The following is a 16,628-nucleotide window of genomic DNA, read 5'->3' on the forward strand; positions in this document are numbered from 1 at the left end:
GGCAGGTCAGCGTGGCGCCAGCAGCTCCCGCACGCTGGCGAGCAACTCTTCCTGCGAGATCGGCGTGGCGTTCCCGCCCGTACGCGCATCTTGCATGGCCTTGGTCAATTGCACCCGCCGGAGCACCTCCTTGATGTCCGCCCCGGTCATGCCGTGGCTGGCGTGCGCCAGCGCGGCCAGGTCGATGTCCTCGGCGAACATGGTGAACCCGGGCTCCTCGTGCGCCGCGATCAGCCCCTGGATCATCTTGCGGAAGATCTCGGCCCGGCTCGGCTCGTCCGGCTTCGGCACGCTGATCTTGACGTCGAACCGGCCCGACCGGATCAGCGAGTCGTCCACCCGGTGCGGGAAGTTCGTGGTCGCCACCACGATGACGTTCGGGTTCTCCTCGATCAGGTCGTTCATCTCCTGCTTGAAGATGCCGGCCACCGCGTTGAGCGCCTGGCTGGCCGCATCACCGCCGGCCCCCGCATAACTGACGATCGAGTCGAACTCGTCGAACAGCATCAGCGTCGGCACCCGGTAGCGGCGGGCGTCCCGGAAGATCTGCTTGATGTTGCGTTCCGACCCGCCCAGCCACTTGTCGAGGATCTCCGGCGTGCGGATCTCCCGGAAGTCGGCGCCGATCTCGTTGGCCAGGGCCCGGGACAGCATGGTCTTGCCGGTGCCGGGCGGCCCGTACATCAAAAGGCCCTGCGGCCGTCGCGCTCCCCACCGGGCCATCGCCTCCGGATGCCGGAACGACACGGCGATCTGCCGCAGCTCGGCCACCACCTCGGCGAGCCCGCCCACCATGTCGAGGGTGACCGTCTGGGTGGTCGCCGGGGTGCGCGACAGCTGCTCGCGGCTAACCACGTAACGACGGCCGCGCAGCGCGTCGGGCCCGGCCAGCTCGAGCACGGTCTGCAGGATCAACCCGACGAAGGCCTGCAGGTGGGCCGGGCTGACGTCGTCCCGCGCCACCTCGGCGGTCAGCCGGACGGCGGTGCCGCTCTCGTCGTACGTCACGCTGGCCTGCAGGCCCACGACGGCATCGGCGAGGGTTTCCGGCCGGCGGTTCGCCGCCTGCTGGGTGGGTTTGTCCAGACCAAGCTTTTTGTACGCGGCGGCCGCCGCCGCACCCACCCCGTCCACGATGCGCGTGGTGACCGGGTCGCCCTGTTCGATCCGCTTCGCGAGCAGCAGCCCGACCGGGTCGTTGCCGAGCACCAGCTTGCGGATGCGTTCCTTGGACAGCGGCTCGTCAGCGGTGCTGACGGTGGCGGCGAAGACATGCACCGGCCCGTCGGCCCGATCGGCGCTGGACACGGTCAGGTCGACCCGCCGCACCGGCGCCGGCCAGACCGCCTGCCGGATCAGCTCAACCGGGTTGACCCGGGCCGCAGCCAGGGCGGTAGCCGCGTCAACCAGCTCCACCGTGGCCCCCGCGTACTCAAAACTCTCACCGCGCTGTCGTGCGAAGCTCGCGTCAGACATGCACCAAGAGTTGCACGCCGACACACGCATCGTCAGGGGACGCATCCCCCATGCCCGTCCCACCGCGCTGGGGGACGCGGTCACTGCGCCCACCCGACCACGCTGCGGGACGCCGTCGCTGTGCCCGCACCACCGCGTTGGCGGACGCGGTCGCTGTGCCCACCCGGCCGCGCTGGGAGACGCAGTCGCTGTGCCCACCCGGCCGCGTCGGGGGACGCCGTCGCTGTGCCCGCACCACCGCGTTGGCGGACGCGGTCGCTGTGCCCACCCGGCCGCGCTGACGGCGGCCGTCAGACCAGGCGGTGGCCGCCGTCGACGTGCAGGACGGTTCCGGTCATGAAGCCGTTGGTCATCGCTGCGCGGAAGGCGGCGGCGATGTCGTCGGGGTGGCCTACCCGGCCGGCCGGGAGTTTTGCGGCCATCGCGGCCAGGCGTTCGTTCTTGGCCGGGCCGGCCAGGGTGTCCCAGATCTCGGTGTCGACCCAGCCGGGCGAGACGACGTTGACCCGGATCGGAGCCAGCTCGATCGCCAGCGTGCGGGCCAAGGACTCCAGCGCGCCGTTCGCCGTGGCCAGCACCGATGAACCCGGGCCGGGCCGGTAGGCGGCCACCCCCGAGGTGAAGGTGATCGAACCGCCGGCGCGCAGGTGCGGCGCCGCGTGCTTGGCGACCAGCCAGGGGCCGAGCACCTTGGTCGCCAGGACGTTCTGGGCGTCGGCCAGCGGGAAGTCGCGAATCGGGTGGTAGGAGCCGGCCGCGTCGGCCGCGGTGACCACGACGTGGTCGCGCTCGGCGGCGGTCAGGTCCCGCACGCCGTCCTCGTCGGCGATGTCCACCGTGCTGGTGGTCAGCTGCTTCGGGTCGCCGAGCTCGCGGGCCGCCGCGGCGAGCCGGTCCGCCGACCGGCCGGCGATGGTCACCTCGCTCCCCGCGTCGAGAAGCTGCCGGGCGAGCGCCAGCCCCATGCCGGAGCCGCCGCCGATGATGAGCACTCGTTCGTTCTGCATGCTCCCAGCGTGGTTCCGGTCGCCTCGGCCGGGAAGGCCGCGCCGGGCCTGGCCCTCGCAGGGCCAGGCCGCAGATCCGGCCCTGGTGAGAGACTCGACCGGTGACTCCTCATGTTGACCGTCAACACGACATCAACACGTCAACACGTAGGCCTTGCGTCAATGTTGATTCAGTCAACATGACGAGCCTGCGCCCGATCGCCGTCGCGGGCGGCACGGCCGTCGCGGGCGGCACGGCCGTCGCGGGCGGCACGGCCGTCGCGGGCGGCACGGCTAGCGCGGCCAGCCCGGCCGTCGCGGTTAGCGCGGGCGGCCCGGCCCTCGCGGCCGTCGCGGTTAGCGCGGGCGGCACGGCTAGCGCGGGCGGCACGGGTCATGAGTGAGCTGGGGCAATTCTTGCGCAGCCGGCGTGGGCGGGTCGCGCCGGGGGACGTCGGGCTCCCCGCCGGGAACGGGCGGCGGCAGACACCCGGGCTCCGGCGTGAGGAACTGGCCGCCGTGGCCGGGGTCAGCGTCGACTACTACATCCGGCTCGAGCAGGGGCGGGACGGTAATCCGAGCGCGGCGGTGCTCGACGCGCTCGCCGGGGCGCTGCGGCTCGACGACGACGAGCGGGATCACCTGCGCCGGCTCGCCGAACCGCGGCGAGGGCCGAACCGGCGCGGGCCGGGCCGGCCGGCTCCGGTGGTCGCGCGGCCGGGGCTGCGGCAGCTGCTGGAGACCGTGCGGCCGGCGCCGGCCTTCGTGCTTACGCCGGGCAGCGACATCCTGGCCGAGAACCCGGAAGGGCTCGCCCTGCTGGACGGGCTCGCCGAGTGGCCCCGCGGGCGGCGCAACATCGTTCGCTACATCTTCCGGCACCCAGCCGCGCGGACCGTCGTGTCGCCCTGGCGGCGGATGGCCGAGGACTGCGTGGCGCATCTGCGGACGGCTCCGCCCGAGCAGACCGCGGCGATAGTCGAGGAGCTGGTCGCGGTGAGCGGGGAGTTCGCGGATTTGTGGGCGCATTACGACGTACGCGTCAAAAGCGGCACCCAGCGCTCGTTTCAGCACCCGGCCGTGGGCCGCCTGGATTTGAATTCCGAAGTTCTGACCGTCGCAGACGGACAGCGGCTGGTGGTCTTCCAGGCCGTGCCGGGATCGCCGTCCGCCGATGCCCTCGCTCTACTCTCGCTGGCCGTGCGGTCGTAGGCTCCGATCATGCGGATCGCGATCTGGCCCGGGGCCGAACAGCCATACTCGGAGATCATCGAGGTGTCGCGGCACGCCGCCGACAGCGGGTGGGACACGGTCTACATGGCCGACCACTTCATGCCGGACGGCGACGACATGGAATCACCGATGCTCGAGGCCGGTTCGCTGGTGGCGGCGCTCGGCGCGCTGATCCCGCGGGTGCGGATCGGCACGCTGGTGTACGGGAACACCTACCGGCACCCGGCGGTGCTGGCCAACATGGCCGCGACCGTCGACCACATCAGCGGCGGCCGGTTCATCCTCGGGGTCGGGGCCGGCTGGCAGAAGACCGAACACCGGGAGTACGGGATCGAGCTGCCCCCGCCCGGCCCGTTGCTCGACCAGTTCGAGGAGGCGCTGCAGGTCATGACCGGCCTGCTGCGGCAGCCGCGCACCACGCTGAACGGCAAGTACTACCAGTTGGTGGACGCGGTGAGTGAGCCCAAGCCGATCCAGTCCCCGCTGCCGATCCTGATCGGCGGCAAGGGTGAGAAACGCATGCTCGGCATTGTCGCGAAATATGCGGACATGTGGAATTGTTGGGGTCTGCCGGCCCTGATCGCCCACAAGTCGGCGGTGCTCGACCAGCGCTGCGCCGCCATCGGCCGCGACCCGGCGTCCATCGAACGCACGGCGCAGGCCCTGGTCGTCCTGGACGGCGACCTCCCGGACACCGGCGGGCGCCCACCGGTGATCGGCGGTTCCCGCGCGGCGCTGGCCGACGCGTTCGCGGAGTACCGCGCGATCGGCCTGGACGAGTTGATCATCCCGGACGACCTCCTGGGCAAGGGCACGGACCGTCTGCGCGCCATGGACGTCATCCGAGATCTGGTCAACGCCTGACGGCCGGCGCGCCAGACCAACGGGCCGCAGGGGCCTCGCCTCCGGCCCCGCGAATGCGCGCCAAAAGGCGAGGCCCCCGTGCGATCAACCGGCAATCGCCCGCATCTCCTCGTCGGTGAGCGGCCCGCGCGCCTCGGCGGCAAGGCATTCGGCCAGTTCCGAACGGTTCTTCACGCCGAGCACGACGGTCGCCACGCCCGGCACGCTGAGCGCATAACGGTGCGCGAGCGCGGCCGGCGTCTCCCCCATCTCCGCGGCCAGCTTCCGGAACGGCTCGGCCCGCGCGAAGTCGACCGCCGCCGGGTGCTCCGGCGGGACCTCCCGATCAAGCGCCGAGGTCAACGACCCAGCCGCCACCGCCCGGATCCCGATCACCGCCACCCCGTTGTCGTTCGCGACCTGCCGGATCTCGTGATTGGCGGACGGCACGTCACCCCACGGGAAGATGTCCCCGGCCATGTCAAGGGCGTTCACCACGACCTGCCCCGCGTCCGGCCGCGGCGCCTCCCGCAGCGCCGCGAGCGTGCTCTCCGGGTGCCCGACCGCCGTGATCCCCCACGCCCGGATCAGCCCGGCGTCGCGCAGCCGCTCGAACTCCGGCACCACCGAGTCGCGGTAGTCCCGCCACCGCAGGTTCCGTGGCACCTGCGCGCCGTCGACCGGCTGCAGCTGCGTGTGCAGCAGGAACAGGTCGAGGTGGTCGCGCCCGATCCGGTCGAGGCTGGCCCGCAGGCTGCTCCGCATCCGCCCGGCGAAGTCATCCCCGTCGACCTCCAACTGCACCTTGGAGGTGATCAGCACGTGGTCGGCGGGCCGCTGCCGCAGCGCCTCCCCCACCGCCAGCTCCGACTCGGCGTCCACCCCGTAGCTGGGCGCCAGGTCGAGCATCGTGACGCCGGCGTCGACGGCCGCGTGCACGGTCGCGATGGCCTCGGCCCGATCGGTCCGCCCCCACACCCCGGCGATCCCGCCGCCACCGAGGGTGAGCGCGCTGATCCGGCCAAGCCGCCCGAAGTCCCTGAGTTCCACAGTGGATTCCTTCCCTAGCTCCTACGAACCACCGTAAAAGCTGGAGCGCACACCACCTCAAGCCCGGAGCAGATAAAGCACCGCCACCCCCATGGCCAGCACCCCGAGGAGCAGCCGCAACTTCCGCTCGGGCAGATAGGGCTGCAGCCGGGCCCCCAGATAACCCCCGACCAGCCCGCCCACCCCGCAGGACAGCCCGAGCACCCAGTGCGGCGCGATGTCCCCCGCCGTGGTCAGCGCGAGCACGCCATAGGTCCCGGCCCCCACGAGAGACGTGACAAAGGTGGCGGCCAGCGCGGCCGGCGCGAGCTGAGCCATCGGAATCCCCCGCCCGGCCAGCAAGGGCCCGAGGATCGACCCACCGCCGATGCCGTAAACCCCGCCGACCGCCCCGGTAGCCACGCTCAGCCCGAGCACGACACGCCGGGACAGCGCCGGCCGATCAGACTCTCCGGGCCGCAGCGCACGGGCACACAACCAGACCCCGAGCGGCAACAGAACCGCCCCCGCCACCACCCGGAAGACCTGCGGTCCCGGGATGAAGAACACCCGGATGACCGCTCCGAGGATCACTCCCGGGAGGGTCCCGGCGATCAGCAGCCGAACGAGCGGCCCACCGAACTGCCCATTACGCCGATACCGGGCCAGCGCCCCCGGCCCGGACACGACGTTGAACAGCAGGTTGGTCGGGGTGACCGCCGGGCTGGGCACATGCAGCACGCTGAGCTGGACCGGCAGCAGAAACACCGCCCCGGAGACACCGACCGGCGAGGTCACGACCGAGATGACCAGACCGGCGAGGAAGCCGGCAACCACCGAGTTCATGACGGACCTCTCATCCATCGCGACCGGCGGTTCGGCACAGCGAAGTTATTGTGGGAAACCTGATCCAACCATTAGTTCCGGAGGGCGTATGCAATCGCGCACCGATCTGGTCGAAGACCTGATGGGCCGCTTCCCGAGCGTGCCGCGGGAAGCGGTCATCAAGGAAGACCTGCTGCGCGGCGGGCTCGCCTTCGACGACTCGGCGTTGTCCGACAACGAGGGCGGCGACGTCAAGCCGAAGTCGTACTTCATCTTCTCGTTCGACCACCGCACCCTGCCCGAGCTGGGCACCGCCGCGCTGCGCCGGCCGCCGGAGGAGATCGTGCTCACCGGCGGGCCGTACGAGTTGCGGCGCACGGTGGTGTCGGTCCGGACAAATCCCGATTCGCCGTACCGGGTGAAGGCCGACGCGGACGGCCGCCTGAAGCTCTACCTCGAGGACCGTGAGATCGCCGAGGTCGGCCTCCCGCCGATGCCGGAGTACTACCGGCACACCCTCGAGAACGGCAAGCAGGTCATGGAGGTCGCCCCGACCATCCAGTGGGGCTATCTGATCTATCTGACGGCGTACCGCCTCTGCCAGTACTTCGGTGCGACCGAAGAGTGCCAGTACTGCGACATCAACCACAATTACCGCCAGAACAAGGCGGCCGGGCGCCCCTACACCGCCGTGAAGCCGGTCGACGAGGTGCTCGAAGCGCTCGCGATCATCGACAAGTACGACACGGCGCGCACCTCCACGGCCTACACCCTCACCGGCGGCAGCATCACCCGCAAGGTCGACGGGCTGGCCGAGGCCGACTTCTACGGGCGTTACGCGCAGGCGATCGAGGAGCGTTTCCCCGGCCGCTGGATCGGCAAGGTGGTCGCCCAGGCGCTCCCGCGCGAGGACGTGCAGCGCTTCAAGGACTACGGGATCCAGATCTACCACCCGAACTACGAGGTGTGGGACAAATATCTGTTCGAGCGCTACTGCCCCGGCAAGGAGCGTTACGTCGGCCGCGAGGAGTGGCACCGCCGCATCCTCGAGTCGGCCGAGGTGTTCGGCCCGCGCAACGTCATCCCGAACTTCGTGGCCGGCATCGAGATGGCCGCGCCGTTCGGCTTCACCAGCATCAGCGAAGCCATCGACTCGACCGCCGAGGGCCTCCAATACTTCATGTCCCGCGGCATCACGCCCCGCTTCACCACCTGGTGCCCGGAGCCGACCACGCCGCTCGGCAAGATGAACCCGGCGGGCGCGCCGCTGGAATACCACGTGCGGCTGCTGCAGACCTACCGCGCGGTGATGGAGGCGAACGGCCTGTCCAGCCCGCCCGGCTACGGCCCGCCCGGCCCCGGCAACGCGGTCTTCTCGGTGAGTTCGTTCATGGACACCCTAGAACCAAACCCCATCCCATAGGTACGCGTGACGGCCGCCCCAACCGCAGGGTGGCCGTCCCGGGAAGCTCGCGGAGGCGTGGCATCGCACGCACGTGAGAGGGCAAGTGATATGCCCGTACTAAATCGATGATCTTCTTTGTCTCTCTAGGGTGGCGGACAGACATTCCGACCACCCTGGAGGACAACGATGCTTCTACGAAGGTGGGCGGCCGCACTGGTCGCCGCGCTCGCACTGGCCGGTGTTCAGGTCGTCGCGGCCACCCCCGCGCAGGCCGCCGCGCGAATCCTGTACTACGACGCCAGCCAGGCGCAGGAGTTCATCGCGGTGGTCAACCAAGGCGCCCAGATCTGGAACAGCGCGGTCGCCAACGTGCAGCTGCAGCCGGTCCCCGCGGGCCGCACCCCGAACATCCGGGTCTACGCCGACAACGGCTGGCCGCGCACCTACTCGACGTCGCTGGGCAACGGCCGCTGGTACATGGGCCGCGAGGCGGTGGTCGACGGCTACTACCCACCCCGGATCGCGGCCCACGAGTTCGGCCACATCCTCGGCCTGCCGGACAACCGCACCGGCCTCTGCACCGACCTGATGTCCGGCAGTAGCGCCCCGGTGGCCTGCAAGAACGCGGTCCCGAGCGCCGCCGAGAAGGCCGCCGTCGAGCGCCTGTTCCGCACCTCGGTGACGGTCGCCCCGCAGACGTACGTCTGGGTGGGCTCCGCCGCGTGACGACCCCGGCCGGGCGCGCGCCGGAAGCAGCGCGCCCGGCCGGCACTACCGTGGTCCAAGTGGTGATCGACTTCGAGGACCCGGACTTCATCCGCGACCCCTACCCGGCGCTGGCCCGCCTGCGCGAACACGCCGCGGTGAGCTGGCACGAGCCGACCGGCAAGTGGCTGGCGGCGAGCCACGCCACCGCCGGCGCGGTGCTGCGCGACCGGCGGCTGGGGCGTTTCTGGCAGGACCGCGAGCCGTCCGAGTGGTGGGCGCCGTTCAACATGCTGCACCGCAACCAGATGATGGAGAACGAACCACCCGACCACACCCGGCTGCGCACCCTGGTGGCGAAGGCGTTCGGCCGCGGCCACGTGGAACGCCTGCGCCCCGCCGTCGCCGCCTCGGCCGCGTCCCTGCTGGCCGCCGCCGGCGACCCCTTCGACCTGCTGACCGACCTGGCCGAGCCGCTCGCCGTCACGGTGATCGCCGAGCTGCTGGGCGTCCCCGCCGCCGACCGGCACCGGCTGCGCCCGTGGTCGGCCGCGATCGTGCGGATGTACGAGGTGTCCCGCACTCCCGAAGCCGAGCGGGAGGCCCTGGCCGCCTGCCAGGAGTTCGCCGACTACATCCGCGCCCTGGCCGCCGAGCGCACCGCCCGCCCCGAGAACGACCTGATCAGCCACCTGGCCGCGGTGCGCGACGGCTCCGACCGCCTCTCCGGCGACGAGCTGGTGGCGTCCGCGATCCTGCTGCTCAACGCCGGTCACGAGGCCTCGGTGAACGCCCTGGGCGGCGGCGTGGTCGCCCTGCTGCACCACCCCGACCAGCTGGCCCGCCTGCGCGACGACCGCTCCCTGGTCCCGGCCGCGATCGAGGAGATGATCCGCTACGACCCGCCGCTGCACCTGTTCGTGCGCACCGCGGCGGCTCCCGTGACGATCGGCGGCGTGACCATCCCGGAAGGCGGCGAGATCGCCGCCCTGCTCGGCGCGGCCAACCACGACCCCGCCGTGTTCGCCGACCCCGGCCGCTTCGACATCACCCGCGACCCGAACCCCCACCTGGGCTTCGGCGCCGGCCTGCACTTCTGCCTGGGCGCCCCGCTGGCCCGCATCGAGCTGCAGGCCGCCCTGTCTGCGTTGCTGGACCACAGCCCGACGCTGGTCCTGGCCACCGACCCGGTCCACCGCCCGACGTTCGTGCTTCGGGCCTTCACCGCCGTCAACCTGACAACCCAGTCGGGCTGAGGGCGACCCGCCCGGCTGCGGGCGGCGGGCTACCAGGTGCCCTCGTGAGTTGCTTTGCCGACGGCGGAGACCAGGGCCTCGTCGGCGGCCAGGTCGGGGGCTAAGAGCGCGAGCACGTCACGGACGCTCCCCGCCCGCGACGCGAACGGCCCCGCGCCCGCGTCGTCGACCGGGGCGCCGAGTCCGCGCAGGTGGTCGATCCAGGCGGCCAGGATCCGGATCGCGCCGACCGGTAGCCGGCCCGCGGCGACCTCGGCCCGCAGCACCGGCACCACCCGGATCGGGATCTTCTGCGAACCGTCCGCGGCGATCTGGGCGAGCGTGTGCCGGATCCGCGTGTTGCCGAACCGGGTCAGCAACGCCGCCCGGTAGGCGGCGATCTCCCCCGGCGCCAACGGCACGTACCGGGCCGCCTCGTCCCACCACTGCTCCAGCCAGGCCCGGCACTCCGGATCCGCCACCGCGTCGGCGACGGTCACATGCCCGCGAGCGCTCCCGGCGTACGCCAGAAGCGAGTGACCACCGTTGAGCAGCAAGAGTTTCCGCTGCTCGTGCGCGGTGATGTCGGAGACGAACCGCGCTCCGCCGGCCTCCCAGGCCGGGCGGCCGGCCGGGAAGACGCCGTCCAGGACCCATTCGGTGTACGGCTCGGTGACCACCGGCACCGCATCGTCGAAACCGGTCAGCGAGGCCGCGACCTGTACGTCCGCGGCGGTCGTTCGCGGGGTGATCCGGTCGACCATGGTGGTCACGAACGCGACGTTGTCCCGGATCCACGGCACCAGGGCCGGCTCGGCGAGCGTGGCGAAGTCGAGAACCACCCGCGCGGTCGCCTCCCCGTTGCCCGGCAGGTTGTCGCACGACACGATCGCAATCGGTCCCCCGCCGAACAACCGCCGCTCGGCCAGCCCCGCCATCAGCCGCCCCGGCACGCTGCGCGCCGGGTCGCCGCGCAGCCACCCGGCGACGTCGGCGGCGGCCCGGCTCTCGTCCAGGCCGCCGCCGGGCGCCCGCAGGTAGGCCGCCTCGGTCACGGTCAACGTCACCAGGCCGGTGCGTGGTGCGGCCAGGTGGTCCCGCCACGCCTGGTGGTCATCCGCCGGGTACGCCGCCCGCACCGAACCGATGACCTGCGCCTCATCGTGTTCCGGCCCGCGTACCAGCAGGGTGTATCGCCCATGTTGGGCGGCCAGTTGCCGGGCCGCCTCCGGTGACCGGCCGGTGAACGCCGCGATCGACCAGTCACCGGCATCCGGGGCGACCGACGTGTACCAGGCCTGGTGCGCCCGGAAGAAGTTCCCGAGGCCCAGGTGCACGATCCGCATGGTTTCCATCGTGGGTTCCGCCCGCCGCCCCGGCAACCAAACTCAGCAGCCGTTGCGCATCGCGCTCACCGCCACGTCGTCGTACCAGAGGGTGTCGGCCCCCTGCCCGTAGCTCTCCCACCCGAGTTTGAGGTCGGTGAGAGCGGGCCGCCAGGTCTTGTTGAGCCACTGGCTGTCGATGTCGTGGGTCGCCACGCCGTCCTCCAGCAGACCGGGCACGGACGTCCCGTTGAGCCAGGTCTCCATGGTGCCGTCCCGCCCGTCCACCTTGAACTCGACGCAGTTCCAGGTGTTCACCGGCAGCGGCGCGGAGAGCGCGACCCCGGCCGGGCTCTGCTCCGGCAGCGTCGCGTCGTCGGAGGCCCGGTTGAACTGGAGGGCGCCGTTCTGCCCGCCGAACCGCAGGTCCTTGCCCCCGTCGTTGGCGTCGGTCAGGGCGACCGCGGTGACGTGCGAGGCCGGCAGGGCGGTGGTGTGCCGAACCCAGTACCGCACGTACCAGACGTTGCTCGTCGTAGCGAGAATCGCGGTGTTCCGCACGAAGACGTGGTTGCAGTAGCCCTCGGCCCCGCTGACCTTGAGTGAGGTGCCACCCGAGTGCGCCGCCGTCTTGTCGATCGTGGCGGTGCCGGCCCCCGAGCAGTCCGGGTAGGTGACCGCCCAGTTCCCACCCGGCGCCGTCCCGGTCTGCTGCTCGAACCCGTCACAGACCGCCGTGGCCACACAGTTCTCCGTCGGCGGAGTCGTCGGGCTGGTGGTCGGGGCGGTCGTCGGCGCCGTGGTCGGGCTCGTGGTCGGGGCCGTCGTCGGGCTGGTCGTGGGTGCCGTGGTCGGCGTCGTCGTGGGTGCCGTGGTCGGGGCCGTCGTGGTCGGGGCGGTCGTGGTCGGCGTGGTCTGCGGCCCGCACGCCGCGCCGTTGAGGGCGAACGAGGCCGGCGTCGCGTTGGTGCCCGAGTAGGTGCCCTGGAACCCGAAACTGGTCGACGCCCCGGTGGCGAGGCTGCCGTTCCAGGCCACCGAGGCGGCACTGACCGCGGTGCCGGCCTGGGTGACGGTGGCGTTCCAGGCGTTGGTGACCCGCTGGTCGCCGGCGAACGACCAGGTGACGGTCCAGGACGAGACGGCCGCCCCGTTGTTCGTCACCTTCACGTCGGCGGTGAAGCCGTTGGACCACGAGTTGGCCGTGTAGGTGACGGCACAGGCGGTGGCCGCGGTGGCGGCCGAGGCCCCCGCCACGATCATCCCGGCGCCGGCCACCAGGCCGGACACCACCAGAGCAATTCCTCGTCGGCGCATCGGTACTCCCATGGGGATGTTTGGGGGAACGGAGCGTTGGGAGCGCTCCCATACATCGACGACTGTAGTTTTGTTTCGAGGAGATGAAAAGCTATGCGCGCACCGGGTTCCGCTCATACACACTGATCAACAGCTCGATCTCCCGAGTCAGCGCGGGCAGCGAGTCCTCATCGCGGGCCAGCAGCAGCCCCGCCTCAGCCAGCGCACCCCGCAACACCGACAGCCGAGCCTCGACGTCCCGCTCCCCGGCACCCCGCTCGTCGGCGGCCGGCGGCCCGGTCACCCGCCCCTCGGTCACCCGCCCCTCGGTCACCCGCTCCTCGGTCACCCGCTCCTCGGTGGCTCGCTCCTCGGCGGCTCGCTGGAGGCCGCGCCGGAGCAGCTCGCCGACGAATCCGTCCTCGATCGAGCGGACCTCACGCCACCCCAGCACCGCGGGCCCGTCGATGAGCAGGATGCGCCGCACGCCCGGATCGAGATAGGCGTCTAGCACCACCGCACAGCCGGCCCGCACCGCGTCCCACCCGACCCGGACCGACGAGGCCGCCACGAACCGCTCGGCCAGCCGCCGCTCCTGGTGGATCAGCGCGTACCGGAAGAGCGTCGCCTTGCTTCCGAAGTGGTGATAGACCGCGCCCCGGCTCAGCCCCGCAGCCTTGGCGACCTCATCGAGCGAGGTGGTCGCATAGCCGTCCCGCCCGAACATCTCCGCCGCCCTGAGAACCAGCGAGATCTCGGTCTCCCCCGCATGCGCCATGACCACGAACCTATCGAAGTCCCTGGATGAATGCGAACGGTTACCGCGCACTCTCATTTGAGTAGCTGGATCACCGCGGCCGGACAGCTCTTGACCGCGAGCTCGACCGCGTCCCGTTCCGACTCCGGCGGCGAACTGTCGAGCACGACCACCACCGCCTCATCCAGGTCCTGATCGAAGACGCCGGGCGCGGTGAGCGCACAGGTCCCCGACCCGATGCAGAGGCTGGTGTCCACGGCGATCTTCATCGGCATCTCCACAATGGGCGAACGCCCCAACACTGCCGGTCATCACGAAGCTCGTCAATAAGCCGCTCCCCTCCGAGCAAGATGAGTCACTACTCACTATCACCGGATGTCACCGTCTCCCGTGGAACAAGCCTCGGCCTTCCCCCGGGGGGAGAGTCAAGATCCCGTGCCGACATTTCCGAGATCGAATTATCGAGCGGCCAGCAGTCAGGTAGCCGACAGTTTCGCGATTATGCCCGGACGGGTGGTCCAAATACGACAGATGGCGGTCGATCGGCGGGATTGGCGGACCGGTGCTGTCCGGATCGGCCGTTGTGCAACTTGCGCGCAACACGATTAGGTGATTGCGCTCACGCAGAGGCGACCCGGGTGAGGGAGATGGTCACGGTGCCCAATGCGGTAATTTTCGTGCAGACGGAGAGGTTCGACGTCCATGCGGCGCGATGCCTCGACTACTGCGCATCCATGCGCTACGACGTGGCCGGTCTGATCTGCGGCGATTGGAACGCCGCCCTGCAGATGTTGAAGGACGGTTTGGCCACCGTCATCGTCGTGTCCTCGATGAGCCAGCTCGACCCGCAACGCGAGCCCCGCATCGAGATCGTCCCCAAGCGCATGAATGCGCGCCGGGCCACCCGTCCCCGCCTGGTCGCACGGGTGGCCGCCCGCTGACGGCCGGCCACCGCACGGCGTGAGATCCCCGGCTCACGCCGCCGAAGCCGGAGCGATATCCCCTCGGCGCTCCCGGCCCGCCCACCGGCCGACGTCACCGACGACCGGCCGCCACCGAAGGGCGAAACGCTCGGACCGCCGGAGCCGCCACTCCGGCCCCAGGCCCAACCCCCGCCAGGCAAGGCCGAACCAACAAGGCAGCACCGGAAAGCGCACCCTCGGCCGGCGATATCGACGTTTACGAAATTGCACCGCGACGATCAAGTATTCGCGGTTTCTGCATCCTCGATGCTGAATTCCCGGAAATTCGCGGCCGCCGGAATAGGCAATCCGCCCCCACCCCGAGTCCTTGCCCGGCAACAAGAGCCGGCCCGGGACCACCCGCCGACAGAGCCGGACCGGAACGCTTTGGGCGGGGACCGCCCGGCCGATGAGTACGGCTCAGTACAGTCTTCGGTGGGTTTGGTGTGGCGAGAGGGAAGAGCAGGGGATGACGGGCGGGGACGCGGGAACGGCCGGCACCGGCGGAGTGGACCCGGAACGGCTGGCGGTCTGCCTGACCGTGATGGCCGAGGTGGAGCAGCTTCCGCCCGAGCACCCGGACGCGGTCGCCGTCCGCCGGGCCACGGCCGGGCTGTTCAAAACGGCCAAGATGCAGCGCCGCCGGGAGCGCCGGGACGCGATCCTGTCGGCCGACCGGGAGGTCACCGAGTCGACCGCGACCGGCGCGCCGGGCCGGATCGACGACGAGACCGCGGGCATCCCGCTGAAGTCCAGCACCCGGGGCGCCACCGCGGGGGTGCTGCGGCAGGCGCGCGGCTGTTACGTGTGCAAGCAGCGCTTCACCGTGGTGGACGCGTTCTACCACCAGCTCTGCCCGAACTGTGCGGCCACGAACCACGCGAAACGGGACGCCCGCACCGATCTGACCGGGCGCCGGGCGCTGCTCACCGGCGGGCGGGCCAAGATCGGCATGTACATCGCGCTGCGGCTGCTGCGCGACGGCGCGGATCTGACGATCACCACGCGCTTCCCGCACGATGCGGTCCGCCGCTTCACGGCGATGCCGGACAGCGGCGACTGGCTGCACCGGCTGCGGGTGGTCGGGCTGGATCTGCGCGATCCCGCGCAGGTGGTCGCGCTGGCCGATTCGGTGGCGGCCCGCGGGCCGCTGGACATTCTGATCAACAACGCAGCCCAGACGGTACGGCGTACGCCCGGGTCGTACTCGGCGATCGCGGCCGCCGAGAAGGAGGCGTTGCCGGACGGGCCCATGCCGGAGTTGGAGTACTTCGGGACCGCCGGCGCCTCCCCCGCGGCCGTTCTCACCACGGGTGGCACGGTGCTGACCCCGCAGCAGATCACCGAGATGGCGCTGACCGCCCGCTCGGTGGCGATCGACGCCGGCGGCCTGGTGCCGGACACGACGCCGACCAACAGCTGGAGCGACCGGGTCCACGAGGTCGACCCGCTGGAGCTGCTGGAAGTGCAGCTGTGCAACGTGACGGCGCCGTTCGTGCTGGTCAGCCGCCTGCGCGAAGCGATGAAGGCGTCGAAGTTCCCGCGCCGGTACGTGGTGAACGTGTCGGCCATGGAGGGCATCTTCGCCCGCGGCTACAAGGGTGCCGGGCATCCGCACACCAACATGGCGAAGGCCGCGCTGAACATGCTGACCCGCACCAGCGGCGTCGACATGTTCGCCGACGGCATCCTGATGACCAGCGTCGACACCGGCTGGATCACCGACGAGCGCCCGCATCCGACCAAGATGCGGCTGCACGAGGAGGGGTTCCACGCCCCCCTCGACCTGGTCGACGGCGCGGCCCGGGTCTACGACCCGATCGTGCGCGGCGAGGCCGGCGAGGACGTCTACGGCTGCTTCCTCAAGGACTACGCCCCGGTCGCCTGGTAACGGTGCGAGCCGCACCCCCGATGCGGGAGTGCGGCTCGACTTGCCGTTACGAGATGGTTCTAGCGGGTGGGAGTGGTTCCCACGCCCGGCGCGCCGCCGAACTGTCCCGCGGTGCCGGCACCAACGCCGGTCGGAGCAACGAACGGCGGACGGACGCCGCCGCCGAACGGCGGACGGATGCCGCCGCCGAACGGCGGGCGAATGCCGCCGCCCCAGCCGCCGCCACCCCAGCCGCCGCCACCCCAGCCGCCGCCGCCCCAGCTACCGCCACCCCAGCCGGGGCCCCAGTTGCCCGGGTACGGGCGCCAGGAGTTACCCCAGCTGCTCGGGAAGTTGCCGCTCCAGCCGTGGCCCCAGTTGTCGTAGTCCACGACCAGAGCGAAGCCCCGACGGCCACTGAAGCCGCCGATGCGCTGGCAGTCGTAGTCCTCCCAGTAACCCCTGTCCTCGCCGTACTCGCCGGCGCGGTCACAGGCACTCCACGTGCGGAACACCTTGACGAGCCGGTCGCCGTTGCGGCGGTTCTCGTTGGCGTTGGAACCGGACTTCGAGGCGCCCTGGTCGCTGCTGGTCGACGCCATCGCCGGTCCGGCCGCCATCGTCACGCCCGTCACCAGCCCGAGGCCGGCCATGGTGAGAATCCGGGTAAATCGGTTCATG

General features: G+C 71.1%; 17 protein-coding genes. 8 read left to right on the forward strand and 9 right to left on the reverse strand.

The window, feature by feature from the left end; all coding sequences use genetic code 11:
* Positions 1-6: 6 nt before the first annotated feature.
* Both Ate02nite_RS43245 and Ate02nite_RS43250 read right to left on the reverse strand, forming a co-directional pair.
* Complete coding sequence (locus Ate02nite_RS43245; RefSeq protein WP_203813770.1) at positions 7-1,476, reverse strand: ATP-binding protein; 1,470 nt, start codon at positions 1,474-1,476, stop codon at positions 7-9.
* Between the two features lie 290 nt (positions 1,477-1,766).
* Entirely contained in the window at positions 1,767-2,483 is a 717-nt protein-coding gene (locus tag Ate02nite_RS43250) for an SDR family oxidoreductase (protein WP_203813771.1), read from the reverse strand.
* A gap of 179 nt (positions 2,484-2,662) precedes the next feature.
* Here Ate02nite_RS43250 and Ate02nite_RS43255 point away from each other — a divergent pair, with 179 nt between their 5' ends.
* The 3 genes from Ate02nite_RS43255 to Ate02nite_RS43265 are packed head-to-tail and all read left to right on the forward strand — an operon-like array spanning position 2,663 to position 4,559.
* Complete coding sequence (locus Ate02nite_RS43255) at positions 2,663-2,866, forward strand: hypothetical protein (protein WP_203813772.1); 204 nt, start codon at positions 2,663-2,665, stop codon at positions 2,864-2,866.
* On the forward strand, positions 2,859-3,674 hold the full coding sequence (locus tag Ate02nite_RS43260) for a helix-turn-helix transcriptional regulator (protein WP_203813773.1): 816 nt from the start codon (positions 2,859-2,861) through the stop codon (positions 3,672-3,674). The genes Ate02nite_RS43255 and Ate02nite_RS43260 overlap by 8 nt, the downstream gene beginning before the upstream one ends.
* A 9-nt stretch (positions 3,675-3,683) precedes the next feature.
* The gene (locus Ate02nite_RS43265; RefSeq protein WP_203813774.1) at positions 3,684-4,559 is read left to right on the forward strand and encodes an LLM class flavin-dependent oxidoreductase; all 876 of its coding nucleotides are present in this window, start codon (positions 3,684-3,686) and stop codon (positions 4,557-4,559) included.
* An 84-nt stretch (positions 4,560-4,643) separates the two neighbouring features.
* On the opposite strand, the gene Ate02nite_RS43270 is transcribed toward Ate02nite_RS43265, so the two are convergent.
* Together Ate02nite_RS43270 and Ate02nite_RS43275 are read right to left on the reverse strand one after the other, a co-directional pair.
* Complete coding sequence (locus Ate02nite_RS43270; protein ID WP_203813775.1) at positions 4,644-5,588, reverse strand: aldo/keto reductase; 945 nt, start codon at positions 5,586-5,588, stop codon at positions 4,644-4,646.
* A 57-nt stretch (positions 5,589-5,645) separates the two neighbouring features.
* Complete coding sequence (locus tag Ate02nite_RS43275) at positions 5,646-6,413, reverse strand: sulfite exporter TauE/SafE family protein (protein ID WP_203813776.1); 768 nt, start codon at positions 6,411-6,413, stop codon at positions 5,646-5,648.
* An 88-nt stretch (positions 6,414-6,501) separates the two neighbouring features.
* Between Ate02nite_RS43275 and Ate02nite_RS43280 the strand changes: the two genes are divergently transcribed.
* From Ate02nite_RS43280 to Ate02nite_RS43290, 3 genes are all read left to right on the forward strand, one after another.
* Positions 6,502-7,815: a radical SAM protein gene (locus Ate02nite_RS43280; RefSeq protein ID WP_203813777.1), complete on the forward strand. Its 1,314-nt coding sequence runs from the start codon at positions 6,502-6,504 to the stop codon at positions 7,813-7,815.
* A gap of 168 nt (positions 7,816-7,983) precedes the next feature.
* Positions 7,984-8,523 carry a snapalysin family zinc-dependent metalloprotease gene (locus Ate02nite_RS43285; protein WP_203813778.1) on the forward strand — a complete coding sequence of 180 codons (540 nt, stop codon included), beginning with the start codon at positions 7,984-7,986 and terminating at the stop codon, positions 8,521-8,523.
* Positions 8,524-8,582: 59 nt separating this feature from the next.
* Entirely contained in the window at positions 8,583-9,758 is a 1,176-nt protein-coding gene (locus tag Ate02nite_RS43290; RefSeq protein ID WP_203813779.1) for a cytochrome P450, read from the forward strand.
* A 29-nt stretch (positions 9,759-9,787) separates the two neighbouring features.
* On the opposite strand, the gene Ate02nite_RS43295 is transcribed toward Ate02nite_RS43290, so the two are convergent.
* The 4 genes from Ate02nite_RS43295 to Ate02nite_RS43310 all read right to left on the reverse strand — a co-directional run bounded on the left by Ate02nite_RS43295 (position 9,788) and on the right by Ate02nite_RS43310 (position 13,384).
* The gene (locus Ate02nite_RS43295) at positions 9,788-11,083 is read right to left on the reverse strand and encodes a mannitol dehydrogenase family protein (protein WP_203813780.1); all 1,296 of its coding nucleotides are present in this window, start codon (positions 11,081-11,083) and stop codon (positions 9,788-9,790) included.
* Positions 11,084-11,125: 42 nt separating this feature from the next.
* Positions 11,126-12,379 carry a cellulose-binding domain-containing protein gene (locus Ate02nite_RS43300; RefSeq protein ID WP_203813781.1) on the reverse strand — a complete coding sequence of 418 codons (1,254 nt, stop codon included), beginning with the start codon at positions 12,377-12,379 and terminating at the stop codon, positions 11,126-11,128.
* Between the two features lie 91 nt (positions 12,380-12,470).
* Complete coding sequence (locus Ate02nite_RS43305) at positions 12,471-13,136, reverse strand: TetR/AcrR family transcriptional regulator (protein ID WP_203813782.1); 666 nt, start codon at positions 13,134-13,136, stop codon at positions 12,471-12,473.
* A 53-nt stretch (positions 13,137-13,189) separates the two neighbouring features.
* Complete coding sequence (locus Ate02nite_RS43310; protein WP_239148133.1) at positions 13,190-13,384, reverse strand: ferredoxin; 195 nt, start codon at positions 13,382-13,384, stop codon at positions 13,190-13,192.
* 378 nt (positions 13,385-13,762) lie between these two features.
* Here Ate02nite_RS43310 and Ate02nite_RS43315 point away from each other — a divergent pair, with 378 nt between their 5' ends.
* Both Ate02nite_RS43315 and Ate02nite_RS43320 read left to right on the forward strand, forming a co-directional pair.
* Entirely contained in the window at positions 13,763-14,056 is a 294-nt protein-coding gene (locus Ate02nite_RS43315) for a hypothetical protein (RefSeq protein WP_203813783.1), read from the forward strand.
* A 490-nt stretch (positions 14,057-14,546) separates the two neighbouring features.
* Complete coding sequence (locus Ate02nite_RS43320; protein ID WP_203813784.1) at positions 14,547-15,968, forward strand: SDR family NAD(P)-dependent oxidoreductase; 1,422 nt, start codon at positions 14,547-14,549, stop codon at positions 15,966-15,968.
* A 59-nt stretch (positions 15,969-16,027) separates the two neighbouring features.
* On the opposite strand, the gene Ate02nite_RS43325 is transcribed toward Ate02nite_RS43320, so the two are convergent.
* The gene (locus Ate02nite_RS43325; RefSeq protein WP_203813785.1) at positions 16,028-16,627 is read right to left on the reverse strand and encodes a hypothetical protein; all 600 of its coding nucleotides are present in this window, start codon (positions 16,625-16,627) and stop codon (positions 16,028-16,030) included.
* Position 16,628 lies beyond the last annotated feature (1 nt).

The sequence above is a fragment of the Paractinoplanes tereljensis genome, from assembly GCF_016862435.1.
GTDB lineage: Bacteria > Actinomycetota > Actinomycetes > Mycobacteriales > Micromonosporaceae > Actinoplanes > Actinoplanes tereljensis.

Excerpts from the sequence above, each read along its gene's own strand:
- Ate02nite_RS43300 (WP_203813781.1), bottom strand. The coding sequence starts at position 12,379 with ATGCGCCGACGAGGAATTGCTCTGGTGGTGTCCGGCCTGGTGGCCGGC.
- Ate02nite_RS43255 (WP_203813772.1), top strand. The coding sequence starts at position 2,663 with ATGACGAGCCTGCGCCCGATCGCCGTCGCGGGCGGCACGGCCGTCGCG.
- Ate02nite_RS43245 (WP_203813770.1), bottom strand. The coding sequence starts at position 1,476 with ATGTCTGACGCGAGCTTCGCACGACAGCGCGGTGAGAGTTTTGAGTAC.
- Ate02nite_RS43295 (WP_203813780.1), bottom strand. The coding sequence starts at position 11,083 with ATGCGGATCGTGCACCTGGGCCTCGGGAACTTCTTCCGGGCGCACCAG.
- Ate02nite_RS43250 (WP_203813771.1), bottom strand. The coding sequence starts at position 2,483 with ATGCAGAACGAACGAGTGCTCATCATCGGCGGCGGCTCCGGCATGGGG.
- Ate02nite_RS43285 (WP_203813778.1), top strand. The coding sequence starts at position 7,984 with ATGCTTCTACGAAGGTGGGCGGCCGCACTGGTCGCCGCGCTCGCACTG.
- Ate02nite_RS43310 (WP_239148133.1), bottom strand. The coding sequence starts at position 13,384 with ATGAAGATCGCCGTGGACACCAGCCTCTGCATCGGGTCGGGGACCTGT.
- Ate02nite_RS43315 (WP_203813783.1), top strand. The coding sequence starts at position 13,763 with ATGGTCACGGTGCCCAATGCGGTAATTTTCGTGCAGACGGAGAGGTTC.
- Ate02nite_RS43260 (WP_203813773.1), top strand. The coding sequence starts at position 2,859 with ATGAGTGAGCTGGGGCAATTCTTGCGCAGCCGGCGTGGGCGGGTCGCG.
- Ate02nite_RS43280 (WP_203813777.1), top strand. The coding sequence starts at position 6,502 with ATGCAATCGCGCACCGATCTGGTCGAAGACCTGATGGGCCGCTTCCCG.
- Ate02nite_RS43265 (WP_203813774.1), top strand. The coding sequence starts at position 3,684 with ATGCGGATCGCGATCTGGCCCGGGGCCGAACAGCCATACTCGGAGATC.
- Ate02nite_RS43275 (WP_203813776.1), bottom strand. The coding sequence starts at position 6,413 with ATGAACTCGGTGGTTGCCGGCTTCCTCGCCGGTCTGGTCATCTCGGTC.
- Ate02nite_RS43305 (WP_203813782.1), bottom strand. The coding sequence starts at position 13,136 with ATGGCGCATGCGGGGGAGACCGAGATCTCGCTGGTTCTCAGGGCGGCG.
- Ate02nite_RS43320 (WP_203813784.1), top strand. The coding sequence starts at position 14,547 with ATGACGGGCGGGGACGCGGGAACGGCCGGCACCGGCGGAGTGGACCCG.
- Ate02nite_RS43325 (WP_203813785.1), bottom strand. The coding sequence starts at position 16,627 with ATGAACCGATTTACCCGGATTCTCACCATGGCCGGCCTCGGGCTGGTG.